The sequence below is a fragment of the Rudaea sp. genome (genome assembly GCF_057139185.1).
Genome location: NZ_DBNHDN010000044.1, coordinates 157,072 through 179,815, shown reverse-complemented (window position 1 = coordinate 179,815; position 22,744 = coordinate 157,072). Strand labels below are relative to the sequence as shown.

Sequence of the window (22,744 nt, the reverse complement as noted above, 5' to 3'; positions counted from 1 at the left end):
CGGAAGCGGAACCAAGTAAAATGGACAGCCTGTCGAATTGAGGAGCGGCTTATGTGCGGAATCGTCGGCGCGATCGCGCAGCGCGATGTCACGACCATCCTGGTCGAAGGTTTGCGCCGGCTCGAATATCGCGGCTACGATTCCACCGGTCTCGCGCTCGCGCAGCCGGGTGGCGAGCTCGCGCTCTGGCGCACGATCGGCAAGGTCACGCAACTTGCCGAGAAGGTCAAGGCGAGCCCGCGCGAAGGCGTGCTCGGCATCGCCCATTCGCGCTGGGCCACGCACGGCGGCGTCACCGAGGCCAACGCGCATCCGCACGTTTCGGAAGGCCGCATCGCGCTGATCCACAACGGCATCATCGAAAATTACCTCGAGATTCGCGCTGCCTTGAGCGCGAAGGGTTACGTTTTCGCCTCCGAAACCGACACCGAAGTCGTCGCCCATCTGATTCATGAGTTCGTCAAGCAGGGCCACGATCTCACCGAAGCGGTGAAGCTCGCGGTCAGGCAGCTCACCGGTGCCTACGCGATCGTCGTGTTCGATGCGCTGCAGCCGGACCGCATCGTCGTCGCGCGCATCGCCAGCCCGCTCGTGATCGGCTTCGGCCAAGGCGAGAACTTCGTCGCCTCCGACGTGCAGGCGCTGTTGCCGGTGACGCGCCAGTTCATCTTCCTCGAAGAGGGCGACGTCGCCGACGTGCGCCGCGACGCGGTGACGGTGTTCGACGCCGACGGTCGCGTCGTCCAGCGCAAGCGGCACGAGTCCTCGTTGTCCGCCGATGCGGTCGAGCGCGGCGAGTACGCGCACTACATGCTCAAGGAAATCCACGAGCAGCCGCGGGCGATCGCCGACACGCTCGAAGGACGGATCGCCAACGATCGCATCCTGCCGAACATTTTCGGTGTCGATGCCGAGACGCTGCTGCGGCGTGTGCGTCACGTGCAGATAGTCGCATGCGGCACGAGCTATCACGGCGGCCTCGTCGCGCGCTACTGGTGCGAGTCGCTTGCGGCCATCCCATGCAACGTCGAGATCGCGAGCGAATTCCGTTATCGTGAATTCGTCGCGCCCAAGGACAGCCTGTTCGTCACCATCTCGCAGTCGGGCGAAACTGCCGACACGCTGGCCGCGCTGAGCGAGGCGAAGAAGCATGGCTATCTCGCCACGCTCGTCATCTGCAACGTGCCCGAGTCCAGCCTCGTGCGCGAATCGGACCTCGTGTTGATGACGCGCGCCGGCCCCGAGATCGGCGTCGCCTCGACCAAGGCGAACACGACGCAGCTGGCTGCGCTCGCCCTGCTCATGCTCGAGCTCGCGCGCATCAACGGCCTGCCGGCGGAGCGCCTGCGCGAACTCGTTGCCGAGCTGGCAAGCCTGCCGCGCGTGGTCGATGCGGTGCTCAAGGTCGAGGGCCAGGTGCGCGAACTCGCACAGCGGTTCGTGCCCAAGCAGCACGCGTTGTTTCTCGGTCGCGGCACGCATTGGCCGGTCGCGCTCGAGGGTGCGCTCAAGCTCAAGGAAATCTCCTATATCCACGCCGAAGGCTATCCGGCCGGCGAACTCAAGCACGGCCCGCTCGCGCTGGTCGATGCGCAGATGCCGGTCGTCGCGGTGGTGCCGAACGATCATCTGCTCGAGAAACTCAAATCGAATCTGGCCGAGGTTCGCGCGCGCGGTGGCGAACTGTTCGTCTTCGCCGATGAAGCCGCGGAGATCGATGCGCGCCAATTCGGCGTGGGCGAAGGGCATGGCGCCCTGGTCAAGCTCGATTCCGGCGGCAACTTCATCGCCCCGGCCGTGCTGACCGTGCCGCTGCAGCTGCTCGCCTATCACGTCGCCGTGCTGCGCGGCACCGACGTCGATCAGCCGCGCAACCTTGCCAAGTCGGTCACCGTGGAATAGCCGCAATTGCGGTGTAGCAGCTTGGTGCGACCGGATGGAGTTTCAGATTCTCAGTGGACGTGCCGGCGTGCCTGTGTTGCCTACAGGGATTCGAACGAGACGAAGTTCTTGTAGCGGCTGATGCCTAGGAGCAGCCCGATGGCGAGCCAGACGCCGCCGAACGCGAACGTCGCGCGGTCGAAACCCGACCACACGAATGCGACGATGGCCAAACCGAGTAGCGGAAGCAGCAGGTAGCGGAATATGCTCTTGAGATTCCTGCGTTTGATGTAGAAAAACACGAACACGGTAAGGTTGAGCAGCATGAAAGCGGTGAGGGCGCCGAAGTTCACGAGTTTCAGAATGGTTTCTACCGGCACCCATACCGCCAGCACGAATGACAGTATCGCGACCAGCGCGATGGCGTTCACCGGCGTTTTGAATCGCGGCTGGATGTAGGCGAAAAACCGGCCGCCCGGCAGGGCGCGATCGCGGCCCATGGCATAGAGCATGCGTGCGATAGCCGTTTGCGCCGCCAAAGCCGAGATGACGGCGCCCGCCACATTGGCGAGCAGCAGCAGCACGTACAGCCAACGTCCGCCCACCTGCTGGCCGATCTGGAAAAACCCGAGTTCGGCATCCAGGGTCTCGTAGTCGGGATGAGCAAGCGCAGCGACGTAGGTCTGCGCGGCGAACAGTGCGCCAAGCAGCAGCAAGGCCAGCACCATGGCGTTGCCGATGTTGCGGCGCGGGTCATGGGCTTCCTCGGCGAGCGTGCTGACCGCGTCGAATCCGAGAAAACTCAGCACGGCAATCGACGTCGCGGTGGCAATGAAATGTCCGTTGATGTGCGCCGGCTGGTAGAACGGCGCGATCGACCAGCCGCCCGTACCGTGGCGTGCGATGAACACGAATTGCACCGCCGATACCAGGAACAGCGCGAGCGCGACCAACTGGACCGCGAGCAGCACGAAGTTCGCGCGCGCCTGCAACTCGATTCCGAGGACATTGATGGCGGAATTCGCGCCGATGAAAGCGGCGATCCAGACCCAGAGCGGCACGCCCGGCAGCAATCCGTGCAGCCAGCTCGCGGCAAACGCGTAGATCAGGCTCGGCACCAGCAGGTAATCGGCCACGATCAGCCACCCGGCGACAAAACCGGCGTAAGGGTGCAGGCCGCGCTGCACATAGGAATACACCGAGCCCGCGATCGGAAACTCGCGGCTCAGTTGCCGATAGCTCATGACGGTGAAGAACATGGCGGTCATGCCGACCAGGTACACCAGTGGCACCATGCCGTAGCTCTGCTTCGCCACGAAACCATAGACCGCCATGGGCGCGATCGGCACCATGAAGATCAGGCCGAAGACGATCAGGTGGCCGAGTCCGAGCCGACGCTCGAGTTCCTGGCGATAACCGCTGTCGGACAAGGGTGCTTCCATGGTGGGGATCCCTGTACTGGACACTGCGATTCGATTTCGCCCAGAAAGCGGCGGAAAGCGAAAGGTAGATGATCGGCCTGGCCGGAAGCCGGGGAAGATTCCGCGGTAGCTGGAAACCCCTATCCGGTCATATCAAGCGGGTGCCCGATTCCGGCTGTTTGCGTTTTCCGGTTGAAAACCAATCGCGCGCCGACGCCGCCGGCGCGCGGGCTTCATCGCGTCAGCGGCACTCGCACACCGCTTCTCGTGGGCATATGGCGTTTTCCGGGCTGGTAAAAATGCCGCGGTCCCCCTGGGAGCAATGCGCTTCCTTGCCGGCGGGGCAGCTTACCGAGCAGCCACGGCATTGGTGATTGGCCGGCGCCTGGCAGGACGATCCACGCCCCCAGCCCGAGGACTGCGCCGTGGGCGACTGCGTGTCGCTGCCCGCCGCGCAGGCGCACACCGATTTGTTGAAGCCCACGGTGCGCCAGTCGCCGGTCCACGTCCTCTGGTTGCGGCCGCAGACGTTCGGGCATTTCCCTTGCGCATCGTTGTTGTTCCAGATCGGGCCGGCATCGAAATTTTCCACGGCTCCGGCCTGGTTGTTGACCGGACGGTTGGCGCCGTCATGTCCTGGCCAGCCCGGCGGCGGCGGTGGATTGTTGGCGATCTCGCCGGCGACCGGACGACCGTCATCGTGGTTGCCGCCGACCGGATCGTCGCGATGACCGTCGTCACGGCGGTCGTCGTCGCGCCGGTTGCCGTTGCCGACTCCGACCGAGAAGCCGGAGGAATGCTCGCTGCCGCGGGTGACGGTCTCGCTGTGCTCGTTCGTCTGCCGGCTGATATTGGCCGTGCCGGCATTGCCGTTCTGCTGGATACCGGCAGGCGGCGTGTCCTTCGACAGGTCGGGTGGGTGGGACGCGCGATTCATGATGTCCTTCGCATCCTGCTCGGCGGCTGCGGCCGCGCTGTCGCGGTTGTCCTGCGCGGAGGCGGTGAAGGCGGACAGTGCGAGCAGAATTCCCGCGAACAAGGTGATTTTCGTGGTACGCAATCCAGACATGCGAGCCTCCGGCAGTGAACCCGATGGGCAAGGAACGGCGTGAATCATGCGCCCGACCATACGCGAAGGCAATGTGGTGTACGCGGGTTGCTGCCGAAGTTTTCCGGTGCTGGCGAGCGATGAAAACCAGCGTACCGGTCAGGCTGGCGTCAAGGCGAACGCGCTGTGTCGCTGCTCGTGTTCGAGCAACCAGCGCTTGATCGGCAGGCCACCGCCGAAGCCGGTGAGAGAGCCGTTCGCGCCGATCACGCGGTGGCAGGGAACGATGATCGGCAACGGATTGCGTCCATTCGCCGCGCCGACCGCGCGCGTGGCATGGGCATCGCCGAGCCGGCGCGCGATCTCGCCATAGCTGGTCGTCGTGCCGTACGGAATTTCGAGCAGGGCGAGCCACACCTGCTGCTGGAAATCGGTGCCCTGCGGTGCGAGCGGCAGGTCGAAGCAGGTGAGCTTGCCGGCAAAATACGCCTTGAGTTGCGCACGCGCCTCGTGCAGTGCGCCGGCACCGGGTTCCCAGTCCTCGCCTATCGTTGCGGTGTACTTGCCGTTCTCGAAATCGACGTGGCGCAGACCCCTGCCGTCGGCCGCGAGCATGAGGCGGCCGATCGGTGTATGCATGTAGTCGTAGTACACCGTCGACATGGTCGAAGTGTATCTCAGGCTGCCGACTTGACCTCCTGCGTGCGCGTGCGACGCGCGCGCACCGCGTGCGCGAGGCGATCGAGCGTGCGCACGGTCGTCTCCCAGTCGATGCAGCCGTCGGTGATGCTCTGGCCATAGCGCAGTGGCTGGCCTGCGACGAGATCCTGGCGACCAGCGCTGAGGTGGCTCTCGATCATCGCGCCGAGGACGCGCATCTCGCCGGCCTCGATCTGGCCGGCGATGTCGTCGACGACCCTGGGCTGGTTCTCGGGATTCTTCGACGAATTGGCGTGGCTGGCGTCGATCATCACGCGAGCGTCGAGTCCCGCCTTGGCGATTGCCGCGCAGGCGGCGTCCACGCTTGCGGCGTCGTAGTTCGGCGCCGTGCCGCCGCGCAGGATCACGTGGCAGTCGCGGTTGCCGCGCGTGGCGGCAATAGCCGTGCGTCCCTCCTTGGTCACCGCCATGAAATGATGCGGGCTCGCCGCCGACAACACCGCGTCGACCGCGATCCTGACATTGCCGTCGGTACCGTTCTTGAACCCGACCGGGCAGGACAGGCCCGAGGCGAGTTCGCGGTGCACCTGGCTCTCGGTCGTGCGTGCGCCGATCGCGCCCCAGGCGACGAGGTCGGCGATGTATTGCGGCGTGATCATGTCGAGGAACTCGCAACCGGCGGGCAGGCCGAGCGCGTTGATGTCGCGCAGCAGGCCACGGGCACGGCGCAAACCCTTGTCGATCTGGAAGCTGCCGTCGAGTTCGGGATCGTTGATCAGGCCCTTCCAGCCAACCGTGGTGCGCGGCTTCTCGAAGTACACGCGCATGATGATTTCGAGCTCGCCGGCGTGGCGCTCGCGTTCTTTCCGCAGGCGCCGCGCGTACTCCAGCGCCGCGGTGATATCGTGGATCGAGCATGGGCCGACGACGACGACGAGGCGGTCGTCCTTGCCCTCGAGGATCGCATGCACGGCGGCGCGCGATCGGGACACGGTGTCTTCGGCAGTGTCGTCGAGCGGGAATTCGGCGATCACCTGGGCGGGCGTGGAGAGTTCGCGCAGTTCGGCAATGCGCAGGTCGTCGGTGTGTTGGGTGGTCATGGCGGGTGTCCTCGGGAGGGTCATCGGGTCGGGGATTTTTCGTTTCCCGGCGGCAACAAAAAACCGCCGGATGGGCCGGCGGTTGTTTGAGGGTTGTTCGTTTTGCGCAATCTTCAGATCGATCGTGCCCCTTCCTCCGCCGCCGGCGTGGGAATGCGGTAATACCAAAAAAAGTAGCTGTGGCGGAGGGAAGTCATGGCGCTAGAGATAGCACAAGGATTTGCGCACGGCAAGCACGGTGGCGGAATCAAGGCAGTTCGATATCCGCGAGGCGTTTCAGGGCTTCGGCATATTTTGCCGCGGTGCCATCGATCACCGATTGCGGCAGGTCCGGCCCGGGCGCGGTCTTGTTCCAGGGAAGCCGTTCGAGATAGTCGCGCACGAACTGCTTGTCGTAGCTCGGCGGGCTGATGCCGATGCGGTATTCGTCGGCGGGCCAGAAGCGCGAGGAATCCGGGGTCAGCATTTCGTCCATGACGTGGAGCTTGCCGGCCTCGTCGGTGCCGAATTCGAATTTGGTGTCGGCAATCAGGATGCCCCGCGCAGCGGCGTATTCGGCGGCAAAAGCATAGATTTTCAACGTTGCCGCACGTACCTGCTCGGCGAGGTCGCCGCCTATGGTCGCGACGACCTGGTCGAAGCCGATGTTCTCGTCGTGGCCGCCGATCGCGGCCTTGGTCGACGGAGTGAAGATCGGTGCAGGCAGTTTTTCCGCCTGGCGCAAGCCGGCCGGAAGTTTGATGCCGCAGAGGGCGCCGGTGGCCTGGTAATCCTTCCAGCCCGAGCCGATCAGGTAGCCGCGCGCGATCGCTTCGACCGGCACGGGTTTCAGGCGCTTGGCGATCACGCTGCGCCGGCGATACAAATCCGCATCGACTCCCGCGGGCAGCACCGAGGCCACGTCCTTGCCGGTCAGATGATTCGGCATGAGGTGCGCGGTGCGGGCGAACCAGAAGTTGGAGATCTGGCACAGCATCTCGCCCTTGCCCGGAATCGGGTCGGGCAGGATCACGTCGAACGCCGAAAGGCGGTCGCTGGCGACGATCAGGAGTTCGCGCGCGGACAGTGCGTAGACGTCGCGTACCTTGCCGCGATGGATCAGGTCGAGACCGGGCAGGCGGGACTGCAGAAGCGTGGTGGGCACGGCGACCTCGGGCGGAACGGGGTGCGCATTGTAACCGTCCATTCGTCGTGCATCGCGGGGTTCGGCTAGAATTCGCGCTCCGAAAAATGCCACAGTGATCGATGACAGTGCCTCTTCCCGCCCCCGATCCGGTAACCGCGCGCGGTGCCAAGCGGTTGCACGCATGAAGATCTGGGGCAAGCTGATCGGCTTGGCGATCGGGGTTGCTGCGTTCCACAACCCGCCGGCGATCGTCATCTGCGTCCTGCTCGGGCATATTTTCGACCGCAGCATGGGCAGCTTCGGCGCGACGCTCGATGCCGCGCCGCTGTCGTTCGTCGCGCCGCTGTTCGGCCTTGCGGGTGCGATCGCGAAATCGGACGGGCGCGTGTCCGAGGCCGAGATCGCCGCGACCGAGCAACTGATGGCGCGCCTGCAGCTTTCGTCCGAGCTGCGCGGTGTGGCGGTCGGCCAGTTCACCGCCGGCAAGCAGACGGGATATTCGACAACCAACGCGATCGTGCACCTGCGTACGTGGACGAGCGGGCGACGCGACCGGTCGTTCATCCTGGTCGACCTGTTGCTCGACATCGTCTGCGCCGACGGCCCGCTGGCGCCGGCCAAGCTCGTCATCGTGCGCAAGCTCTGTGCCGCCCTCGGCGTCGACGAGCGCCAGCTGATCGGCATTGCGGTGATGAAGGGCTATGCCTATGTCGCGCCGGACAATTGGGAGGAATACGTCCATGCGCGGCACCAGGACCGCGCGCGCGGTCCCGCTCCCGGCGCCGCGCGGAGCAAGGATCCGTACGCCGTGCTCGGGGTCGAGCGCACGGCGAGCGATGCCGAGATCAAGCGCGCCTATCGCAAGCTGATGAGCCAGCATCATCCCGACAAGCTTGGCGACGTGCCCGACGAGATGAAGCGCCGCGCCGAGGAGCGCGCGCGCGACATCAACGCGGCTTTCGAGCAAATCCGCAGCGCGCGCGGCACGTAGCCCCGCTCACCCTTCCCCCGCCGGGAGAGGGGGCGGGCTTGCATGTACACTGTCACGCCTCACCGCAAGAGTCGTCCGATGAAACAATCCGCCGTCATCGCAGCCTCGATTCTGTCCGCGAATTTCGCCAGGCTGGGCGAGGAGGTCGACAGTGTCCTCGCCGCCGGTGCGCAATGGGTGCACTTCGACGTGATGGACAACCATTACGTTCCGAATCTGACCATCGGCCCGCTCGTCTGCGAAGCGCTGCGCAAGCATGGCGTGACGGCGCCGATCGATGTGCACCTGATGGTCAAGCCGGTCGACCGCATCGTGCCGGATTTCGCCAAGGCCGGTGCGACCAACATCAGTTTCCATCCCGAGGCGAGCGAGCATATCGACCGCACGATCGGCCTGATCCACGACTCGGGTTGCAGCGCCGGCCTCGTGTTCAACCCGGCCACGCCGCTGGCGTATCTCGACTACGTGATGGACAAGATCGACCTGATCCTGTTGATGAGCGTCAACCCGGGCTTCGGCGGGCAGAGCTTCATTCCGTCGGCGCTTGCCAAGTTGCGCGAAGTACGCGAACGCATCGATCGCAGCGGTCGTGCGATCCGCCTCGAGATCGACGGCGGCGTCAAGGCCGACAACATCGGCGAGATCGCGAAAGCGGGTGCCGACACCTTTGTCGCCGGCTCGGCCATCTTCGGCCACGGGGACTATCGCGAGATAGTCACCAAGATGCTGTCCGCGGTCGCCTGAGCGGCTGCGCTTGAAACAAGGTACTTGCCACGGATCGAGGCTCATGAGTGCGGATAGGGCACGTAAGTCATTGCTCCATCCGCCTTGATCCGTGCCGATCTGCTTTGATCCGCGGCAGATTTTTCTGAGCGTCCGCCAATGCAAGGGCGCGGTGGCTCAGCGGAACACCACCGTGCGATGTCCGTTGAGCAGCACGCGGTGCTCGACGTGCCAGCGCACCGCGCGCGCGAGCACGAGCGATTCGACGTCGCTGCCCACGCGCACGAGGTCGCGCGGCGTTGCGGCGTGGTCGACGCGGGCGACCTCCTGCTCGATGATCGGGCCTTCGTCGAGATCACCGGTAACGTAGTGCGCCGTCGCACCGATCACCTTCACCCCGCGCTGGTGCGCCTGGTGATAGGGCTTGGCGCCCTTGAAGCTCGGCAGGAAACTGTGATGGATGTTGATCGCGCGGCCGGCGAGGGCGGCGCACAGTTTCGGCGACAGGATCTGCATGTAGCGCGCGAGCACGACCAGATCGATGCGCTCCTTGTCGACGAGTTCGACGAGGGATGCCTCTTGCGCGTCACGCGTCGCGCTGCTGACTGGCAGATAGCGGAACGGCACGCGATGCGATGCGGCAAGCTCGGCGAAATCCTCGTGGTTCGAGGCGACCGCGGCGATCTCCACCGGCAACTGGCCGCTGCGCACACGGAACAGCAGGTCGTTGAGGCAGTGCCCCTGCCTGCTCACGAGCAGCAGCAGGCGCGCGCGCTTGCGTGCATCGTGGATTTGCCAGTCGCCGCCGAATTCCTGCGCGAGCTGCGCGACGCGGCCCTCCAGCGCAGCCATGTCGAGCACGGCGGGTACATCGAAATGGATGCGCAGGAAAAAGCGTTCTGTTTCCTCGTCGCCGAACTGTTGCGCATCGAGGATGTTGCACGCGGACTCGAACAGCAGTGCGCTGACGCGGTAGACGATGCCGGTGCGGTCCGGGCAGGACAGGGTGAGGATGTAGTCGTGACGCATCGGACGGATCGCGCGAACCGGGCGGGGTTGCGCATTCTAAATTGAAAAGTGCGGCCGAGAATGGCCGCCTTGCGGCTTTCGCGATCAAGGACGAGCGCAAGACCAGGCCAAGAAAACCGCGCCGCCGGACGGGAGGCGCCGTCCGGCAGCGCGGTGCACGGGCAATCAAATCTGCAGGGCGGCGATCGCGCCGAGCACGAGCGCAAGCAGGGCAAAAGCGACGCGGAACGGTTCGGGTTGGTGCAGTTCGAGGTTCGGTTCGGGGCGGGAAGCGTTCATGGCGGGGATTCCGTGCGGGGCGTTGACACGGTGGCAGGATCCACTGCGCGACTGAACGGAGCCTGCGCCAGTTGGGGCGGCGCGCGGATCAAATCTGGCACGACGATGACAAATGCGCCGCCGCCATTGCCGCGCGCCGGGCGCGTTGCGTAAGCTGCACTTACCTCAGCTCGCAGGATTTTCCGCATGGGCCGCAACATCGCCATCGTCGAAGACGAACCCGCGATCCGCGCCAACTACGTCGAGGCGCTCAATCGCTTCGGCTACACCACCCATGGCTATTCTACGCGGCCCGACGCGAGCCGCGCGTTCGCGCAACGCCTGCCGGAGCTGGTCATCATCGACGTCGGCCTCGGCGACGACCCCGAGGGTGGCTTCGAGCTGTGCCGCGAACTGCGCGCGCAATCGCCGACGCTGCCGATCCTGTTCCTGACCGCGCGCGATTCGGATTTCGACGTGATCTCCGGCCTGCGTCTCGGCGCCGACGACTATCTGACCAAGGACGTCAGCCTGCATCATCTCGCCGCGCGCATCAGCGCGCTGTTCCGCCGCATCGACGCGCTGAACAAGCCCGCGTCGAAGGAAACCGTGCTCGAGCATGGCCCGCTCAAGCTCGAGGCCGAGCGCATGCGCGTGACCTGGAACAATGCCGAAGTGCCGCTAACCGTGACCGAGTTCTGGATGATCCACACGCTGGTACGCTTCCCGGGGCATGTGAAGAACCGCGACCAGCTCATGCGCGAGGCGCAGGTCGTCGTCGACGACGCCACCATCACCTCGCACATCAAGCGCATCCGCAAGAAGTTCCTTGCCCTCGACGCGGCGTTCGATTCGATCGAGACGGTGCATGGGGCGGGGTATCGGTGGAGGCCGACATAAAGCCCTGCCGGCGGAGCCGGTATTCGATTTATCTTTGGCTTGTGCAATTCTCCCGGCATGTCCCTCCGCTTCAAGCTCCTCCTCCTCGCCCTCTCCACGCTGGCCCTGCCGCTGGCGGGTTGGCTGATCGTGCGTCAGATGGAGGAGTTGCTGCGCCAGGGTCAGGAACAGACGCTGACGGCGTCGGCCAAGGCGCTCGCGCGCAGTCTTGCCGCCCTCAAGACCGCGCTGCCGCCGGCCGGGCAGGCATTCTATGTGCATCCTTGCGCGGGCCGCATGCACGTCGACGGATACGCCGACGACTGGACGACGCTCACGCCGTATGCGCAGAACATCGGCCCGGCCGACGATGCGCAAAAGGCAAAGTTGCTGCTCTGCGTCGACGGCGACTGGCTCTATCTGCTCGCCCAGGTGCGCGATGCGACGCGCACGCGCGCGGATGCGGGCGACGATAATGCGCTGTTGCGCGATCATTTGATCCTGAGCCTGGCGCGCGAAGAGGATTTGCGCCGCTACCTGATCGCGAGCGCGGCGCCGGGAAGGTTCCAGGCGCGCGTGCTCGACGGCGCAGGCGATTCGCTGCCGCAGGTGCTCGGTGGCTGGTGGCAGGAGGACGCCGACGGCTATCGCGTCGAATTGCGCTTGCCGCGCTCGCAGATGCCCGACTCGCTCACGCTCAACGAGTTCGATGCTGACGCACCGAACAACGCGCACATCGAATTGCGGCCGCTGCTGCTGCGTTCGCCGGACCTGTCCACCGACCTCGCCCAGTTCGCGCCGGATGGCATGCGCGTGCGCGTGCTCAGCGCCGAAGGCTGGGTCGTCGCCGAATCGGGCCAGCTTGCGGTGCTGTCGTCGAAATCGTCTACACCGGCGTTGCGGCGCTGGTTCGAGAACCTGATCTACCGCAGCCTGATCGCGCCCGACATGACGCGCGCGCAGGACTTCGCGACCAACCTGCCGCGCCTGTCTTCGCCGGAAATCTGGCAGGCGTTGTCCGGCGTCGCAGCGACGGCCTGGCATCCGGCGCCCAATCAGGGCAGCAGCGTCGTGCTCGCGGCCGCGGTGCCGCTGAAGGAGAACAACGAGGTGCGCGGCGCGCTGCTGCTCGAGCAATCCGGCGACGCGCTGCCGCTGCTGACCAATCGCGCGCTGCTGATCCTGATTGGCGCAAGCCTGGGTGCACTGGTCTTCGCCGGTGCCGTGCTGTTCGCCTTCGCCGGCGTGCTCGGCCTGCGCATCCGCCGCCTGCGCGACGCGGTCGAACGCGCCAAGCAGGCGAACGGGCGAATGCAGCGCAACCCGGACCGACCGGTTCCGCTGCCGCTGCTCGGGGCGAAAGACGAGCTTGGCGATTTGGCGCGCAGCTTCGCGCACCTGCTCGACGAGGTGAACGCCTACACCGACTATCTGCGCACGCTTGCTTCCAAGCTCTCGCACGAGTTGCAGACGCCGCTCGCGATCGTCAAATCCTCGCTCGACAATCTCGACCAGCAGTCGGTGTCGACCGATGCGCGCACCTACCTCGTGCGCGCGCGCAGCGGTGCCGAGCGTCTTGGCGCGATCCTGCGCGCGATGAGCGAGGCGAGCCGCATGGAGCGCGCGATCCACGGCGTCGACGCGGAGGAGTTCGATCTCACAGCGGTCGTGCGCGGCTGCGTCGAAGCGTACCGACCGCTGCTCGCGCCGCGGCGCGTGGAAGCCGACCTGCCGGCGTCGCCGCTGCTGATGCACGGCGCACCCGAACTGGTTGCGCAGGCACTCGACAAGCTCGTCGACAACGCGCGCGGCTTCACGCCCGAGGACGGCTGGATCCGCATCGATCTGCGCGCACTCGGCGACAACGCCGTCATCAGCGTCGCCAACCAGGGGCCTGCGCTGCCAAGCAGCATGACCGATCGCCTGTTCGATTCGCTGGTCAGCGTGCGTCCGTCCGCGACGCAGAAGAACACGCCGATCACCGGCGCGCCGGCCGAGCCGCCGCATCTCGGACTCGGCTTGTCGATCGTGCGTCTGATCGCCGAACTGCATTGCGGTGTGGCGACGGCGCACAATCTGCCCGATGGCACCGGTGTCGAGTTCTCGCTCGAACTGCACGGCATGCCGCGACGCTCGCTGGCCGGCTGATTGGCGCACAGCAGCATTGCTTGCTATCTTCGGCAGCCCTTCTGCCGCCGTATTGTCCCGTGATCTCTTCTGCCGAATTCGCCGCACTCGCCGCGCAGGGCTACAGCCGCATTCCGCTCGTGCGCGAGGTGTTGTCCGATCTCGACACGCCGCTGTCGGTGTATCTGAAACTCGCCGACGGACCCTACGCCTACCTGTTCGAATCGGTCGAGGGCGGCGCGCGCTGGGGGCGCTATTCGATCATCGGCCTGCCGGCACGGCGCGTGATCCGCGTCCATGGCCATCGCCTGATCCTCAGCGAGGAAGGCGAGGTGGTCGAAGAGCACGACGTCGCCGATCCGCTCGCCGAGATCGCCGCGATCAAGGCGCAGTACAAGGTGCCACGCATCGACGGCCTGCCGAAATTCGCCGGCGGCCTGGTCGGCTACTTCGGCTACGAGTGCGCGAGCTACATCGAGCACCGGATCAAGGCCGATGCGAAGCCCGATCGGCTCGGCATGCCCGACATTTGCCTGATGCTGGCCGAAGAACTGGCCGTGTTCGACAACCTCAAGGGCAAGCTCTACCTCATCGTCAACGCCGATCCGGCCGAGCCGCGCGCGTATGCACGCGCGCAGCGCCGACTCGACTCGCTCGTGCATCGCCTGCGCTCGACCAGCGCGGCGTATCCCGACATCGTCGATCCGCAGGCGATCGACGAATCGCATTTCGTGTCGAGTTTCCCGAAGCACGACTATCTCGCCGCAGTCGAGAAGGCCAAGGAATACGTCTACGCGGGCGACGTGTTCCAGGTGCAGATCAGCCAGCGCCTGAGCGTGCCGTTCCGCTCGCGCCCGCTCGACGTCTACCGCGCATTGCGCGCGTTGAATCCTTCGCCGTACATGTATTTCCTCGACCTCGGCAGCGAGCAGATCATCGGTTCGTCGCCGGAGATCCTCGTGCGCGCGCAAGGCGGGCAGGTCGTGCTGCGACCGATCGCGGGCACGCGCCGGCGCGGGCACACGCCCGAGGAGGATGCGGCGATGGAAGCCGAATTGCTCGCCGACCCGAAGGAGCGCGCCGAGCACCTGATGCTGATCGATCTCGGCCGCAACGATGTCGGCCGCATCGCCGAAACCGGCACGGTCGAACTCACCGCGAACATGGTCGTCGAGCGCTACTCGCACGTCATGCACATCGTCTCCGAGGTCGTCGGCAGGCTGAAGCGGGGTTTGAGCTTCATCGACGTGTTCCGCGCAACGTTTCCGGCCGGCACCCTGACCGGCGCGCCGAAGGTACGCGCGATGGAAGTGATCGCGGAACTCGAAACGGTCAAGCGCGGCGTCTACGGCGGCGCGATCGGCTACTGGAACTGGCACGACGAGGCCGACCTCGCCATCGCGATCCGCACCGCGATCGTGCAGGACGGCCAGCTCCACGTGCAGGCCGCCGGCGGTGTCGTCGCCGATTCCGTGCCCGAGCTCGAGTGGAAGGAGACGATGAACAAGTGCCGCGCGCTGTTCCGCGCGGTGGCGCAGGCGGTGGGCGGGCTGTAGCGGGCTCGTCGCGGCGAGCCGGGCAAATGCTGCTGTTTTGCGGGATCGGCGCACAGCCTCGGATCGAGGCGGTCGGCGACTACCTCGTGGACGACGAAAGCGTGATCGGTTGATCAACCGTCGCGCGAGCTATGCCGCGGGTTTTGCGCGCTCCAGCCGGGCCAGAATCGATCCGAAATGGCGTTGGTGCGCGGCCAGCAGGCCGGTTTTGTCGCCGCGCTCGATCATGTCCACGATGCTCAGATGATCGAGCGCAGTCGATTCGAGTGACCAGTGGTCGGGGCTCTCCAGCGACTGGTTCAGGCGATGGAACACTTCCCAGAACAGATCGATCAGGCGGGACAGGAACGCGTTGTCGAGGCAGCGGAACATGGTCGCGTGGAATTCGCGGTCTTGCTGCTCGAATTCCTGTCCCTGTTTGGCCGCTGCGAGCATCTCCTCGGCCAACTGGCGCAGGCGCGCCTTGTCAGCCACGCCGATGCGTTCGAGCACATAGGGAATGGCACCCATCTCGACCGCCGTGCGCACCTGCAGCAGATCGTAAAGGTTCTTGCCGCCGCTGACGATCGAATACGGCAGGTTCTCGATGATCGAGTCGAACGAGAAGGCCGCGACGAATACCCCCTCGCCGTGGCGAGTCTCGACGATGCCCAGGGACTCCAGCGCCTTCATGCCTTCCCGCAGCGAGGGCCGGCTGATGCCGAGCTCATGGGCCAGGGCCGCCTCGGAAGGCAGAGCGTCGCCCGGCCCAAGGCGGTTGGTTTCGATGAACAGCTTGATTTCGCGTTGAGCGTGGCGATAGGCAGGTATGCGTACTCTCATGCCCGGACTATAGTTTCCTGATATCTGATATTCAAATTTTGCGTTGCTCCTGTCTCGTACTTATGCTTGAACAAGATGTCTGATAAGATGTCAGATATCTTATCTATGGTAACGGCTGCGTATCAATGGAACTGCGTTCGCGTAAGCGCTCGACTTGCTCGATTTCCAGGAGGTGCCGGCGCAAGCGTGGTGCGATGCGAGCAGCACCTCTCGCGACTGCCATTTCCCCGCTCGCAGCCTGCCTGGGCTGATGCTCATGTCAACGTCTTCCTTCGTTGCCGGCTGCTCCGGCGCCGTCATCAAGCTCGCTTTCGATCAGGCGCCGGCGCTTCCCGACCCCGTGGGTTTCGCCGGCATGGGTGCCGGCGTGACCAACGAGGTGCTGCTCGCCACCGGCGGCGCGAACTTCCCGGAAAGAAAACCGTGGGAGGGTGGGGCGAAGGTCTACAACAAGGCCGTGTATGCGTTCGAGAAGGGCGACTGGCGCGTAATCGGTGAACTCTCGGGCAAGATCGCGTATGCGGCCTGCGCCGGCAGTCGCGAGGGGCTGGTCCTCGCCGGGGGTACCGACGACAAGGAAAACTTCCGCACGGCCTTTCGCGTGTCGATCACCGGCGGCCGACTGGTGCGCGAGGAATTACCCGCGCTGCCGACGCCGGTGGCCTTCTCCGCACACGCGGTTTGGCAAGGCAGACTGGTGGTGATCGGCGGCACCGACTCGCCGTCGGCGACCAGCGCACTCGACAGCGTGCATTGGCTCGATCTCGCCGACCCGGGCCGCGGTTGGGGCCGCCTGCCCTCCCTGCCGGGGCGTGGGCGCATGCTTTCGGTGGCGGGCGTGCTTGGCGGAAAACTGTACGTGTTCGGGGGTTGCGCGCTGGAGCCCGACGCGGCCGGAAAGCCGGTGCGCAGCTATCGGAAGGAAGCCTTCGTCCTCGATGGCGAGCAAGGCGAATGGAAGCCAGTGCGCGAGTTGCCCGAGCCGCTGGTGGCCACGGTCGGTCCGGCCCCGGCCGTCGGCGATGCGCTGCTGCTGCTCGGCGGCGATACCGGTTTCTTCTACAACAACGGTCGTTCGCCGGCCGAGCATCCAGGCCAACCGCGCACCATCTACGCCTACCGTCCCGCCGAAGACGCCTACGCGGCAGCGGGCGAGCTGCCGCTGGGTATCGTAACCGCGCCTGCAGTGCAGTGGCAGGGAAAGGTCTGGCTGGTTTGCGGCGAGACCGGCCCGGGCAAGCGCACCAACACGGTCACCGTGATCGAGCGCAAATAGGCCGGCGGTTTGCGGCTTCGATGTCCTAGGGGCAGTTCCCCCGAGGCAGTTCGAAAAGGCGTCGCGCCGGCTGGTGTGTTCGTCAGCCGACGGCGAGCATGGCGGTGGTCCCGGTGGTGGGCGTTGCGGCGCGCATGGGGCCGGCACTGCGCGGGCATTGATTCGCTGACATCAAATCTGCCCCTTCCACTTGACTCCGGCGTAAAAATCCTGTCTGATAAGACATCAGATGTCTGATAACGTTGGGGAATGAGCATGAATCGCAATCCGAAGTGGGTGGCGCCGCGACAGAACCGTTTGTCTGGCATGATCGCCAGCGTGTTGTTGCTTGGCGGCGCATCGTTGGCCGTGGCGCAACAAGCCGCGCCAGGGACCGCAGCCCCGGGCGACGACAAGAGCCAGGCCGATGCCAAGCAAGTCGACACCAAGCAGGCCGATGCCAGCCAGGCGGCGCCCAAGGTGATGGAAGCGGTGGTCATCACCGGAACCAATATCCGCAGTGCCAACATCGTTTCGTCGGCGCCCATCACCGAGGTGGGCAGAGATGTTCTCGAGGGCACGGGTTCGATTTCGATCGAAGACACCTTGAGCCGCATTCCGTCCATCTCATCGGACCTGTCCGCGTCGAGCAACAATACTTCGACCGGCGGTGCGGCGGCGAACGTCGGCGTGGCGACGATTTCCCTGCGCAATCTTGGCGCGGCACGCACCCTCGTGCTGGTCAACGGCCGCCGCTGGGTGTCGGGCGTGTCGGCCAACACCGGTTACGGCGTCGATCTGAACAGCATCCCGGTGGCCATGATCCAGCGGGTAGACGTTCTCACCGGCGGTCAGTCGGCGATTTACGGCTCGGATGCGATCGGTGGTGTCGTCAACATCATCACCAAGACCGACTTCAACGGCCTCGAGGTCAACGGGCTTGCCTCGGACTCGGCCGATGGCGGTGCGGGCAAGCGAAGTTTCGATGTCACCTACGGGCGCAACTTCGATGCGGGCAACGTCTGGGTCTCGTTCGGCCGCTCGAAGCAGGAACCATTGATGTCGAGGGATCGCCCCTTTTCGGCCAACGAACTGGGCTTCGTCAGCAGCCAAAAAAACGGCATTCTCGACACGATCGCGGTGCGCCCCGGCCCCGCCTATGTCGATCCGGGCGCGCTGTTCTTCGGCAAACTCGCGATCTTCGGCAATGGCAATCCGTTCAATACCAATCAGCCGCTGCTCGATTCCAACTTCAACCGGAATGGCACGACCGACTGGTACAACCAATTCGCACACCGCTATCTCGTCGCGCCCTACCAGCCCTCCTACCTCGCCTCGGGGCTGACCGTAAACGTTGACGATAGCTCAAGGCTCGATGTCGAGATGAACTACACGCGGACAACCTCGTTCGTGGCGCTCGAACCGGCTCCGGTTTCCGTCGTCGCCGATGTCTTCCGCGTACCGGTCGGCGGCAAGACCGGGATCGACGTCGCGACCAGCCCCTACTTCGTCGGCAGCAGTGCCGGTGCGCAGTTGCTGGCCGCGATGGGCTCCAACACCTCGCTCGACCGCGTCCAGACCTACCGGCGTGCGTGGGAGTTCGGCGATCGAACCGTGTCGAACCGTCGGACGACCTTCCGCACGGCGGCCGCCTTCACGCATGACTTCAGCGACACCCTGTCGTGGAAGAGCAGCGTCGTCTACGGATCGACCTCCGAACTTCAAGCCAATACCGGCGACTTCAGTATTCCCAACTTCCGCAATGCCGTGACCATTCAACCCGACGGCAAAGGTGGCTATCAGTGCGCCGACGCGACGGCGCGCCTGGAAGGCTGCGTCCCGATCAATCCGTTCGGCACCACCGACAGCCTGGTCGGCAAGGCGGGAATCACCGGCATCTCGCCCGCAGCGGCCAAGTATCTGATGATTGCAACCGGGCAGACCGGCGAAATCAAGCAAACGGTCGTCAACTCGGTTCTTTCCGGCCAGATGCCGTTTTCGCTCACGTCCGATCCGATCAGCTTTGCTGCCGGTGTCGAACACCGTCGCGAGCAGGCCCGGGAAACGCCCGATGCGTTCCGCCAGTTGGGGCTTTCCCGCGATCTTCAGGTCTCGGCGATTTCGGGTGCCTTCACGGTCAACGAAGTATTCGGCGAAGTCGAGGTGCCGGTCGCGTCGTGGCTCAATCTGAGCGCCGCGGGTCGTCTCGGCAACTACTCGACCGTTGGCACCAACTTCACCCACCGCTACGGTTTCAGCGCGCCGATCAACGACATCGTGCGATTTCGTGGCAGCTGGTCGCCGCGTTCGGTACGCGCGCCCAACATCAACGATCTGTTTTCCAACGGCATCACCAACGTGGCCCCGGCCAATACCGACGTTTGCAACGGTGTGACGGCCGCCAGCACGGGCAACCTCGCGACCAACTGCCGCTCGATCCCGGCCATCGCCAATCGCATCGCGAACAACGGTTCCTTCACCCTGGTTTCCTCGGAAGCAAACAACACGCGTTTGCTGCTTGCCGGGTCGCCGACGCTGTCGGCCGAAGCAGCCAATACCAAGACGCTGGGTGTGGTCCTGACGCCGTTGCGCGGTTTGTCACTGTCGGCCGACTACTATGACATCGCCATCAAGAACGGCATCACCCGCCTCCCGCCGGATGTTTTCGTCAGGAATTGCTATTCCGTCGCGCCAACGTCCTTTGACCCGACGTGCGGAGGAATACTCGTCCGCGACGTGAACGACGGCCCGATCCTCAACCTCCGCTCGCCGCTGATCAATGCGGCAAGCATCAAGACCAGGGGCGTGGACCTGGAAATCGGCTACCTTGGGCACGGATTCAACGTTGGCACGTTCGTCAACTATCTCCACAATTTCAATGTGATCGATGGGACCGGCACGAACACCGCATTCGCGGGCCGCCCGCTCTATCCGAAATGGCGGGTCACCACGAACTTCGCGTACAACCTTACCGACCAGATCAACGTGTTCGCACAGGCCCGCTATCGCAGCGCGACGCAAAGTTACCTCACGGCAACCAATTTTGCGCCCAACTTGAACGACATGAAGGCGGTCACCTACGTCGACCTGCGCTTGAACTACAAGGCCACCGACCACCTCAATCTGTATGTCGGTACGAACAACGTGTTCAACGTGCAGCCCGCGATCAACGTGCGTGACGCGGCGATTGGCACCAATACCGAACCGGGTGCTTACGATGTGATCGGCCGGCAATATTTCGCCGGGTTGAAGCTTCGTTTCTAGGTCGCTGCAAATCGAGACGATGGTTGTCATCGCGGACCACATTGTCCTCACGCCCCAAAGTGTGGCGTGGGGACGATCGTCGATGAACAAGGTTTTCGCGCTGTCGGAAGCCCCCGATTTCCGGCGCAGGCCTCTGTTGGCGATACGCGCTTGTACCCTTCTCCTCATCGTGTTGTTTGCACTCGTTGCGTGGAATTGCGCGGCCGCAGCCGGGCCGCGACTCGCACCCGCGCCCGCCATCGCACCGATCCCCGATGCGCACGGTCTCGCCGGGATGGCCGCCGTGGCGACGCATGCCGCGGACGGCGCTGACATCGTGCTCGCTGCGGGCGGGGCGAACTTTCCCGATGCCGCCCCCTGGGACGGTGGCACCAAGGTCTTCCATCGCGCGATCTATCGGCTCGGCGGCGGTGCGTGGAACAAGATCGGCGAATTGCCTGCACCACGCGCGTACGCTGCCTACGCGGCCTTCGAGCACGGCATGATCATCGCCGGCGGTGCCGATGCGGATCGACATTTCGCCGAAACGCTGTATGTGCACGACGACGGTCGGGTCACGCGTCTTGCACCGTTGCCTACGCCGGTGGCCTATGCCGCGTTCGCGGTCGACAACAATCGTCTGTATGTGATCGGCGGCCAGACATCGCCCTCCGCCACCACGGCACTCGCTGCGACCTATCGCCTCGACCTGACCCGTGTCGATCCGGACCACCCCGACGGGGTGCAATGGGAGACCTTGCCGGGCGCACCATTCGGCGGACGTATCCTGTCGATCGCCGGCGCGCTCGACGGCAACGTCTATGTATTTGGCGGCTGCTCGCTTTCCGCGGACGCCGATGGCCGGACGCGGCGCACGTACCATGCGGACGGCGCGGCGCTGCGAGGCGGCGGCGACGATCCCGCACAGATGTGGTTGCAGATCCGACCCGCGCCACTTCCGTATCCGCTCGCCGCTGCGGCCGCGCCGGCAACGGCGCGCGAGGGCGCATTGATCGTGATCGGCGGCGACGACGGCGCCCATTACGGCCAACCGCCGCAACAACATCCGGGGCAGTCCGGCAAGGTTCTCGCCTACGCCCCGCACGCGGATGCGTGGAGCACGCTGGGTACCTGGCCGTTGGGCCTGGCGACTGCGCCTGCCGTGGTCCAGGGCGACACGCTGATGACCGTCTCGGGCGAGGTGCGCCCCGGGGTGCGCACGCCGGCCGTCGCCGCGATGCGGCTCGGTTATGCGTACGCCGTCGATCCGCGCGACGTGCTGTTGCTCGTGCTGGGCACGCTCGCGGTCGGCCTGATCGTGCGCCAGACGCGCCGCGACGGCCTTGCCCGCGGACTGGGCGACCTTGCCGCGGGGCGCGGCGTGCCCGGGCGCGCCGCATGGATTGCGGTCGGTCTGCTGTTCTTCGTCGCGATGCTCAACTATCTCGATCGCCAGCTGCTCGCGACGTTGCGCTCGCCGATCGTGCGCGATATCCCGCAGACCGACGCGCAGTTCGGCATGCTCACCGCGGTATTCCTGTTCGTCTACTCGGGCCTGAGTCCGTTCGGCGGCATCTTCGCCGACCGTTACAGCAGGCGCCTGGTGATCGTCGTCTCGCTCGTCGTGTGGTCGGGCGTCACCTGGCTGACCGGTCATGTGCGCAGCCACGAGGAACTGTTCTGGGCGCGTGCATTGATGGGGGTGAGCGAGGCCTGCTACATCCCGGCTGCGCTTGCGCTGATCACGGACTACCATCGCGGATCGACGCGCTCGCTCGCTACCGGCATCCACATGAGCGGCGTCTATCTCGGCCAGGCGCTCGCCGGCGTCGGCGCCTTCGTCGCCCAGGACATGGGTTGGCGTCTGGCATTCAGTCTGTTCGGACTCATCGGCGTCTCGTATGCGATCGTGCTGATCGTGTTCCTCAAGGAACCGGCAGCGGGTGAGCCGGGTGCGGACGCGCGCGCGCCGGCACCGCCAGCGCCGGCCATCGGCGCGATCCTCGCCGGCGTGCTGCGGGTGCCGGCGTTCTGGCTGCTGATGCTGATCGTGGCCTGTTCGGGCATCGCCAACTGGTTCACGCTGTCGTGGCTGCCGCTGCTGCTGCAGGAGAAGTTCAACTTGTCGCTCGGTGCGGCGGGCACCTATGCGACCACGCCGCAATCGATCGCGAAATACGTTTCGGTCATCACCATCGCGCTCGCCGCCGACGCGTGGTCGCGCACGAATCCGAAGGCGCGCTCGCAGATCGCGGGCGCGGCCTTCCTCGTTGCGGGGCCCATGGTCGCGCTGTGCCTGGGCGTGCATACGTTGCCGCTGTTCGTCGGCTGCGTGCTGTTCCAGGGCCTTGCGCAAGGTGCGCTCGACGCGACGCTGATGCCGATCCTGCGCGCGCACGTGGACGGTCGCTTCGCCGCAACCGGCTACGGGTTCCTCAATTTCGTCAGCGCCGGTGTCGGCGGCATCGCGGTGGTCTACGGCGGTCGCCTCAAGGATGCCGGCATTCCGCTCGCGCAGACCTTGGCTTGTTCCGGCGCAGTTCTCTTTTTCAGCGGCATCTTGTTGTGGTTGCTGCCGCGGCCGCGCACCCCTCTCTGACGCGGCCGCGTTTTTCCTTTCTCCCT

16 protein-coding genes are annotated in these 22,744 nt (G+C 65.2%); 9 read left to right on the top strand and 7 right to left on the bottom strand.

What is annotated here, in order from left to right; all coding sequences use genetic code 11:
* Positions 1-51: 51 nt before the first annotated feature.
* Complete coding sequence (gene glmS / locus AC16HO_RS15215) at positions 52-1,902, top strand: glutamine--fructose-6-phosphate transaminase (isomerizing) (protein ID WP_395641382.1); 1,851 nt, start codon at positions 52-54, stop codon at positions 1,900-1,902.
* A gap of 80 nt (positions 1,903-1,982) precedes the next feature.
* Here the strand turns inward: glmS and AC16HO_RS15210 are convergent, their stop codons facing one another.
* The 5 genes from AC16HO_RS15210 to AC16HO_RS15190 form a co-directional block, all read right to left on the bottom strand.
* Entirely contained in the window at positions 1,983-3,323 is a 1,341-nt protein-coding gene (locus tag AC16HO_RS15210) for an APC family permease (RefSeq protein ID WP_395641383.1), read from the bottom strand.
* Between the two features lie 220 nt (positions 3,324-3,543).
* Positions 3,544-4,371, bottom strand: a complete 828-nt coding sequence (locus tag AC16HO_RS15205; protein ID WP_395641384.1) for a hypothetical protein — start codon at positions 4,369-4,371, stop codon at positions 3,544-3,546.
* 138 nt (positions 4,372-4,509) lie between these two features.
* On the bottom strand, positions 4,510-5,013 hold the full coding sequence (locus tag AC16HO_RS15200) for a methylated-DNA--[protein]-cysteine S-methyltransferase (RefSeq protein ID WP_395641385.1): 504 nt from the start codon (positions 5,011-5,013) through the stop codon (positions 4,510-4,512).
* Positions 5,014-5,027: 14 nt separating this feature from the next.
* Complete coding sequence (locus tag AC16HO_RS15195; protein ID WP_395641386.1) at positions 5,028-6,110, bottom strand: 3-deoxy-7-phosphoheptulonate synthase; 1,083 nt, start codon at positions 6,108-6,110, stop codon at positions 5,028-5,030.
* Between the two features lie 247 nt (positions 6,111-6,357).
* A complete protein-coding gene (locus AC16HO_RS15190; RefSeq protein ID WP_395641387.1) occupies positions 6,358-7,254 on the bottom strand; it encodes a phosphoribosylaminoimidazolesuccinocarboxamide synthase in 897 nt (298 codons plus the stop codon).
* Between the two features lie 163 nt (positions 7,255-7,417).
* On the opposite strand from AC16HO_RS15190, the gene djlA reads away from it, so the two are divergent.
* Both djlA and rpe read left to right on the top strand, forming a co-directional pair.
* Complete coding sequence (gene djlA / locus AC16HO_RS15185; RefSeq protein ID WP_395641388.1) at positions 7,418-8,227, top strand: co-chaperone DjlA; 810 nt, start codon at positions 7,418-7,420, stop codon at positions 8,225-8,227.
* Positions 8,228-8,305: 78 nt separating this feature from the next.
* Complete coding sequence (gene rpe, locus AC16HO_RS15180; RefSeq protein WP_395641389.1) at positions 8,306-8,971, top strand: ribulose-phosphate 3-epimerase; 666 nt, start codon at positions 8,306-8,308, stop codon at positions 8,969-8,971.
* A 156-nt stretch (positions 8,972-9,127) separates the two neighbouring features.
* Here the strand turns inward: rpe and purU are convergent, their stop codons facing one another.
* Positions 9,128-9,979 (bottom strand): formyltetrahydrofolate deformylase, encoded by an 852-nt coding sequence (gene purU / locus AC16HO_RS15175; RefSeq protein WP_395641390.1) that lies wholly within the window; start codon positions 9,977-9,979, stop codon positions 9,128-9,130.
* 465 nt (positions 9,980-10,444) lie between these two features.
* Here purU and pdsR point away from each other — a divergent pair, with 465 nt between their 5' ends.
* The 3 genes from pdsR to trpE are packed head-to-tail and all read left to right on the top strand — an operon-like array spanning position 10,445 to position 14,799.
* Positions 10,445-11,137: a proteobacterial dedicated sortase system response regulator gene (gene pdsR / locus AC16HO_RS15170; RefSeq protein WP_395641391.1), complete on the top strand. Its 693-nt coding sequence runs from the start codon at positions 10,445-10,447 to the stop codon at positions 11,135-11,137.
* A 57-nt stretch (positions 11,138-11,194) separates the two neighbouring features.
* The gene (locus AC16HO_RS15165; RefSeq protein ID WP_395641392.1) at positions 11,195-13,264 is read left to right on the top strand and encodes an ATP-binding protein; all 2,070 of its coding nucleotides are present in this window, start codon (positions 11,195-11,197) and stop codon (positions 13,262-13,264) included.
* A 59-nt stretch (positions 13,265-13,323) separates the two neighbouring features.
* Positions 13,324-14,799 carry an anthranilate synthase component I gene (gene trpE, locus AC16HO_RS15160; RefSeq protein WP_395641393.1) on the top strand — a complete coding sequence of 492 codons (1,476 nt, stop codon included), beginning with the start codon at positions 13,324-13,326 and terminating at the stop codon, positions 14,797-14,799.
* A gap of 129 nt (positions 14,800-14,928) precedes the next feature.
* Here trpE and AC16HO_RS15155 read toward each other — a convergent pair whose 3' ends face one another.
* Positions 14,929-15,621: a FadR/GntR family transcriptional regulator gene (locus AC16HO_RS15155; protein WP_395641394.1), complete on the bottom strand. Its 693-nt coding sequence runs from the start codon at positions 15,619-15,621 to the stop codon at positions 14,929-14,931.
* A 256-nt stretch (positions 15,622-15,877) separates the two neighbouring features.
* Between AC16HO_RS15155 and AC16HO_RS15150 the strand changes: the two genes are divergently transcribed.
* The 3 genes from AC16HO_RS15150 to AC16HO_RS15140 all read left to right on the top strand — a co-directional run bounded on the left by AC16HO_RS15150 (position 15,878) and on the right by AC16HO_RS15140 (position 22,718).
* Complete coding sequence (locus tag AC16HO_RS15150) at positions 15,878-16,897, top strand: hypothetical protein (RefSeq protein WP_395641395.1); 1,020 nt, start codon at positions 15,878-15,880, stop codon at positions 16,895-16,897.
* Positions 16,898-17,152: 255 nt separating this feature from the next.
* A complete protein-coding gene (locus AC16HO_RS15145) occupies positions 17,153-20,140 on the top strand; it encodes a TonB-dependent receptor domain-containing protein (protein ID WP_395641396.1) in 2,988 nt (995 codons plus the stop codon).
* 169 nt (positions 20,141-20,309) lie between these two features.
* Positions 20,310-22,718 (top strand): MFS transporter, encoded by a 2,409-nt coding sequence (locus AC16HO_RS15140; protein WP_484335568.1) that lies wholly within the window; start codon positions 20,310-20,312, stop codon positions 22,716-22,718.
* Positions 22,719-22,744 lie beyond the last annotated feature (26 nt).

Bases quoted from the DNA above. Each gene is read 5' to 3' on its own strand.
- AC16HO_RS15155 (WP_395641394.1), bottom strand. From the start codon at position 15,621: ATGAGAGTACGCATACCTGCCTATCGCCACGCTCAACGCGAAATCAAG.
- AC16HO_RS15150 (WP_395641395.1), top strand. From the start codon at position 15,878: ATGTCAACGTCTTCCTTCGTTGCCGGCTGCTCCGGCGCCGTCATCAAG.
- djlA (WP_395641388.1), top strand. From the start codon at position 7,418: ATGAAGATCTGGGGCAAGCTGATCGGCTTGGCGATCGGGGTTGCTGCG.
- rpe (WP_395641389.1), top strand. From the start codon at position 8,306: ATGAAACAATCCGCCGTCATCGCAGCCTCGATTCTGTCCGCGAATTTC.
- AC16HO_RS15200 (WP_395641385.1), bottom strand. From the start codon at position 5,013: ATGTCGACGGTGTACTACGACTACATGCATACACCGATCGGCCGCCTC.
- glmS (WP_395641382.1), top strand. From the start codon at position 52: ATGTGCGGAATCGTCGGCGCGATCGCGCAGCGCGATGTCACGACCATC.
- AC16HO_RS15205 (WP_395641384.1), bottom strand. From the start codon at position 4,371: ATGTCTGGATTGCGTACCACGAAAATCACCTTGTTCGCGGGAATTCTG.
- AC16HO_RS15210 (WP_395641383.1), bottom strand. From the start codon at position 3,323: ATGGAAGCACCCTTGTCCGACAGCGGTTATCGCCAGGAACTCGAGCGT.
- pdsR (WP_395641391.1), top strand. From the start codon at position 10,445: ATGGGCCGCAACATCGCCATCGTCGAAGACGAACCCGCGATCCGCGCC.
- purU (WP_395641390.1), bottom strand. From the start codon at position 9,979: ATGCGTCACGACTACATCCTCACCCTGTCCTGCCCGGACCGCACCGGC.
- AC16HO_RS15195 (WP_395641386.1), bottom strand. From the start codon at position 6,110: ATGACCACCCAACACACCGACGACCTGCGCATTGCCGAACTGCGCGAA.
- AC16HO_RS15145 (WP_395641396.1), top strand. From the start codon at position 17,153: ATGAATCGCAATCCGAAGTGGGTGGCGCCGCGACAGAACCGTTTGTCT.
- AC16HO_RS15165 (WP_395641392.1), top strand. From the start codon at position 11,195: ATGTCCCTCCGCTTCAAGCTCCTCCTCCTCGCCCTCTCCACGCTGGCC.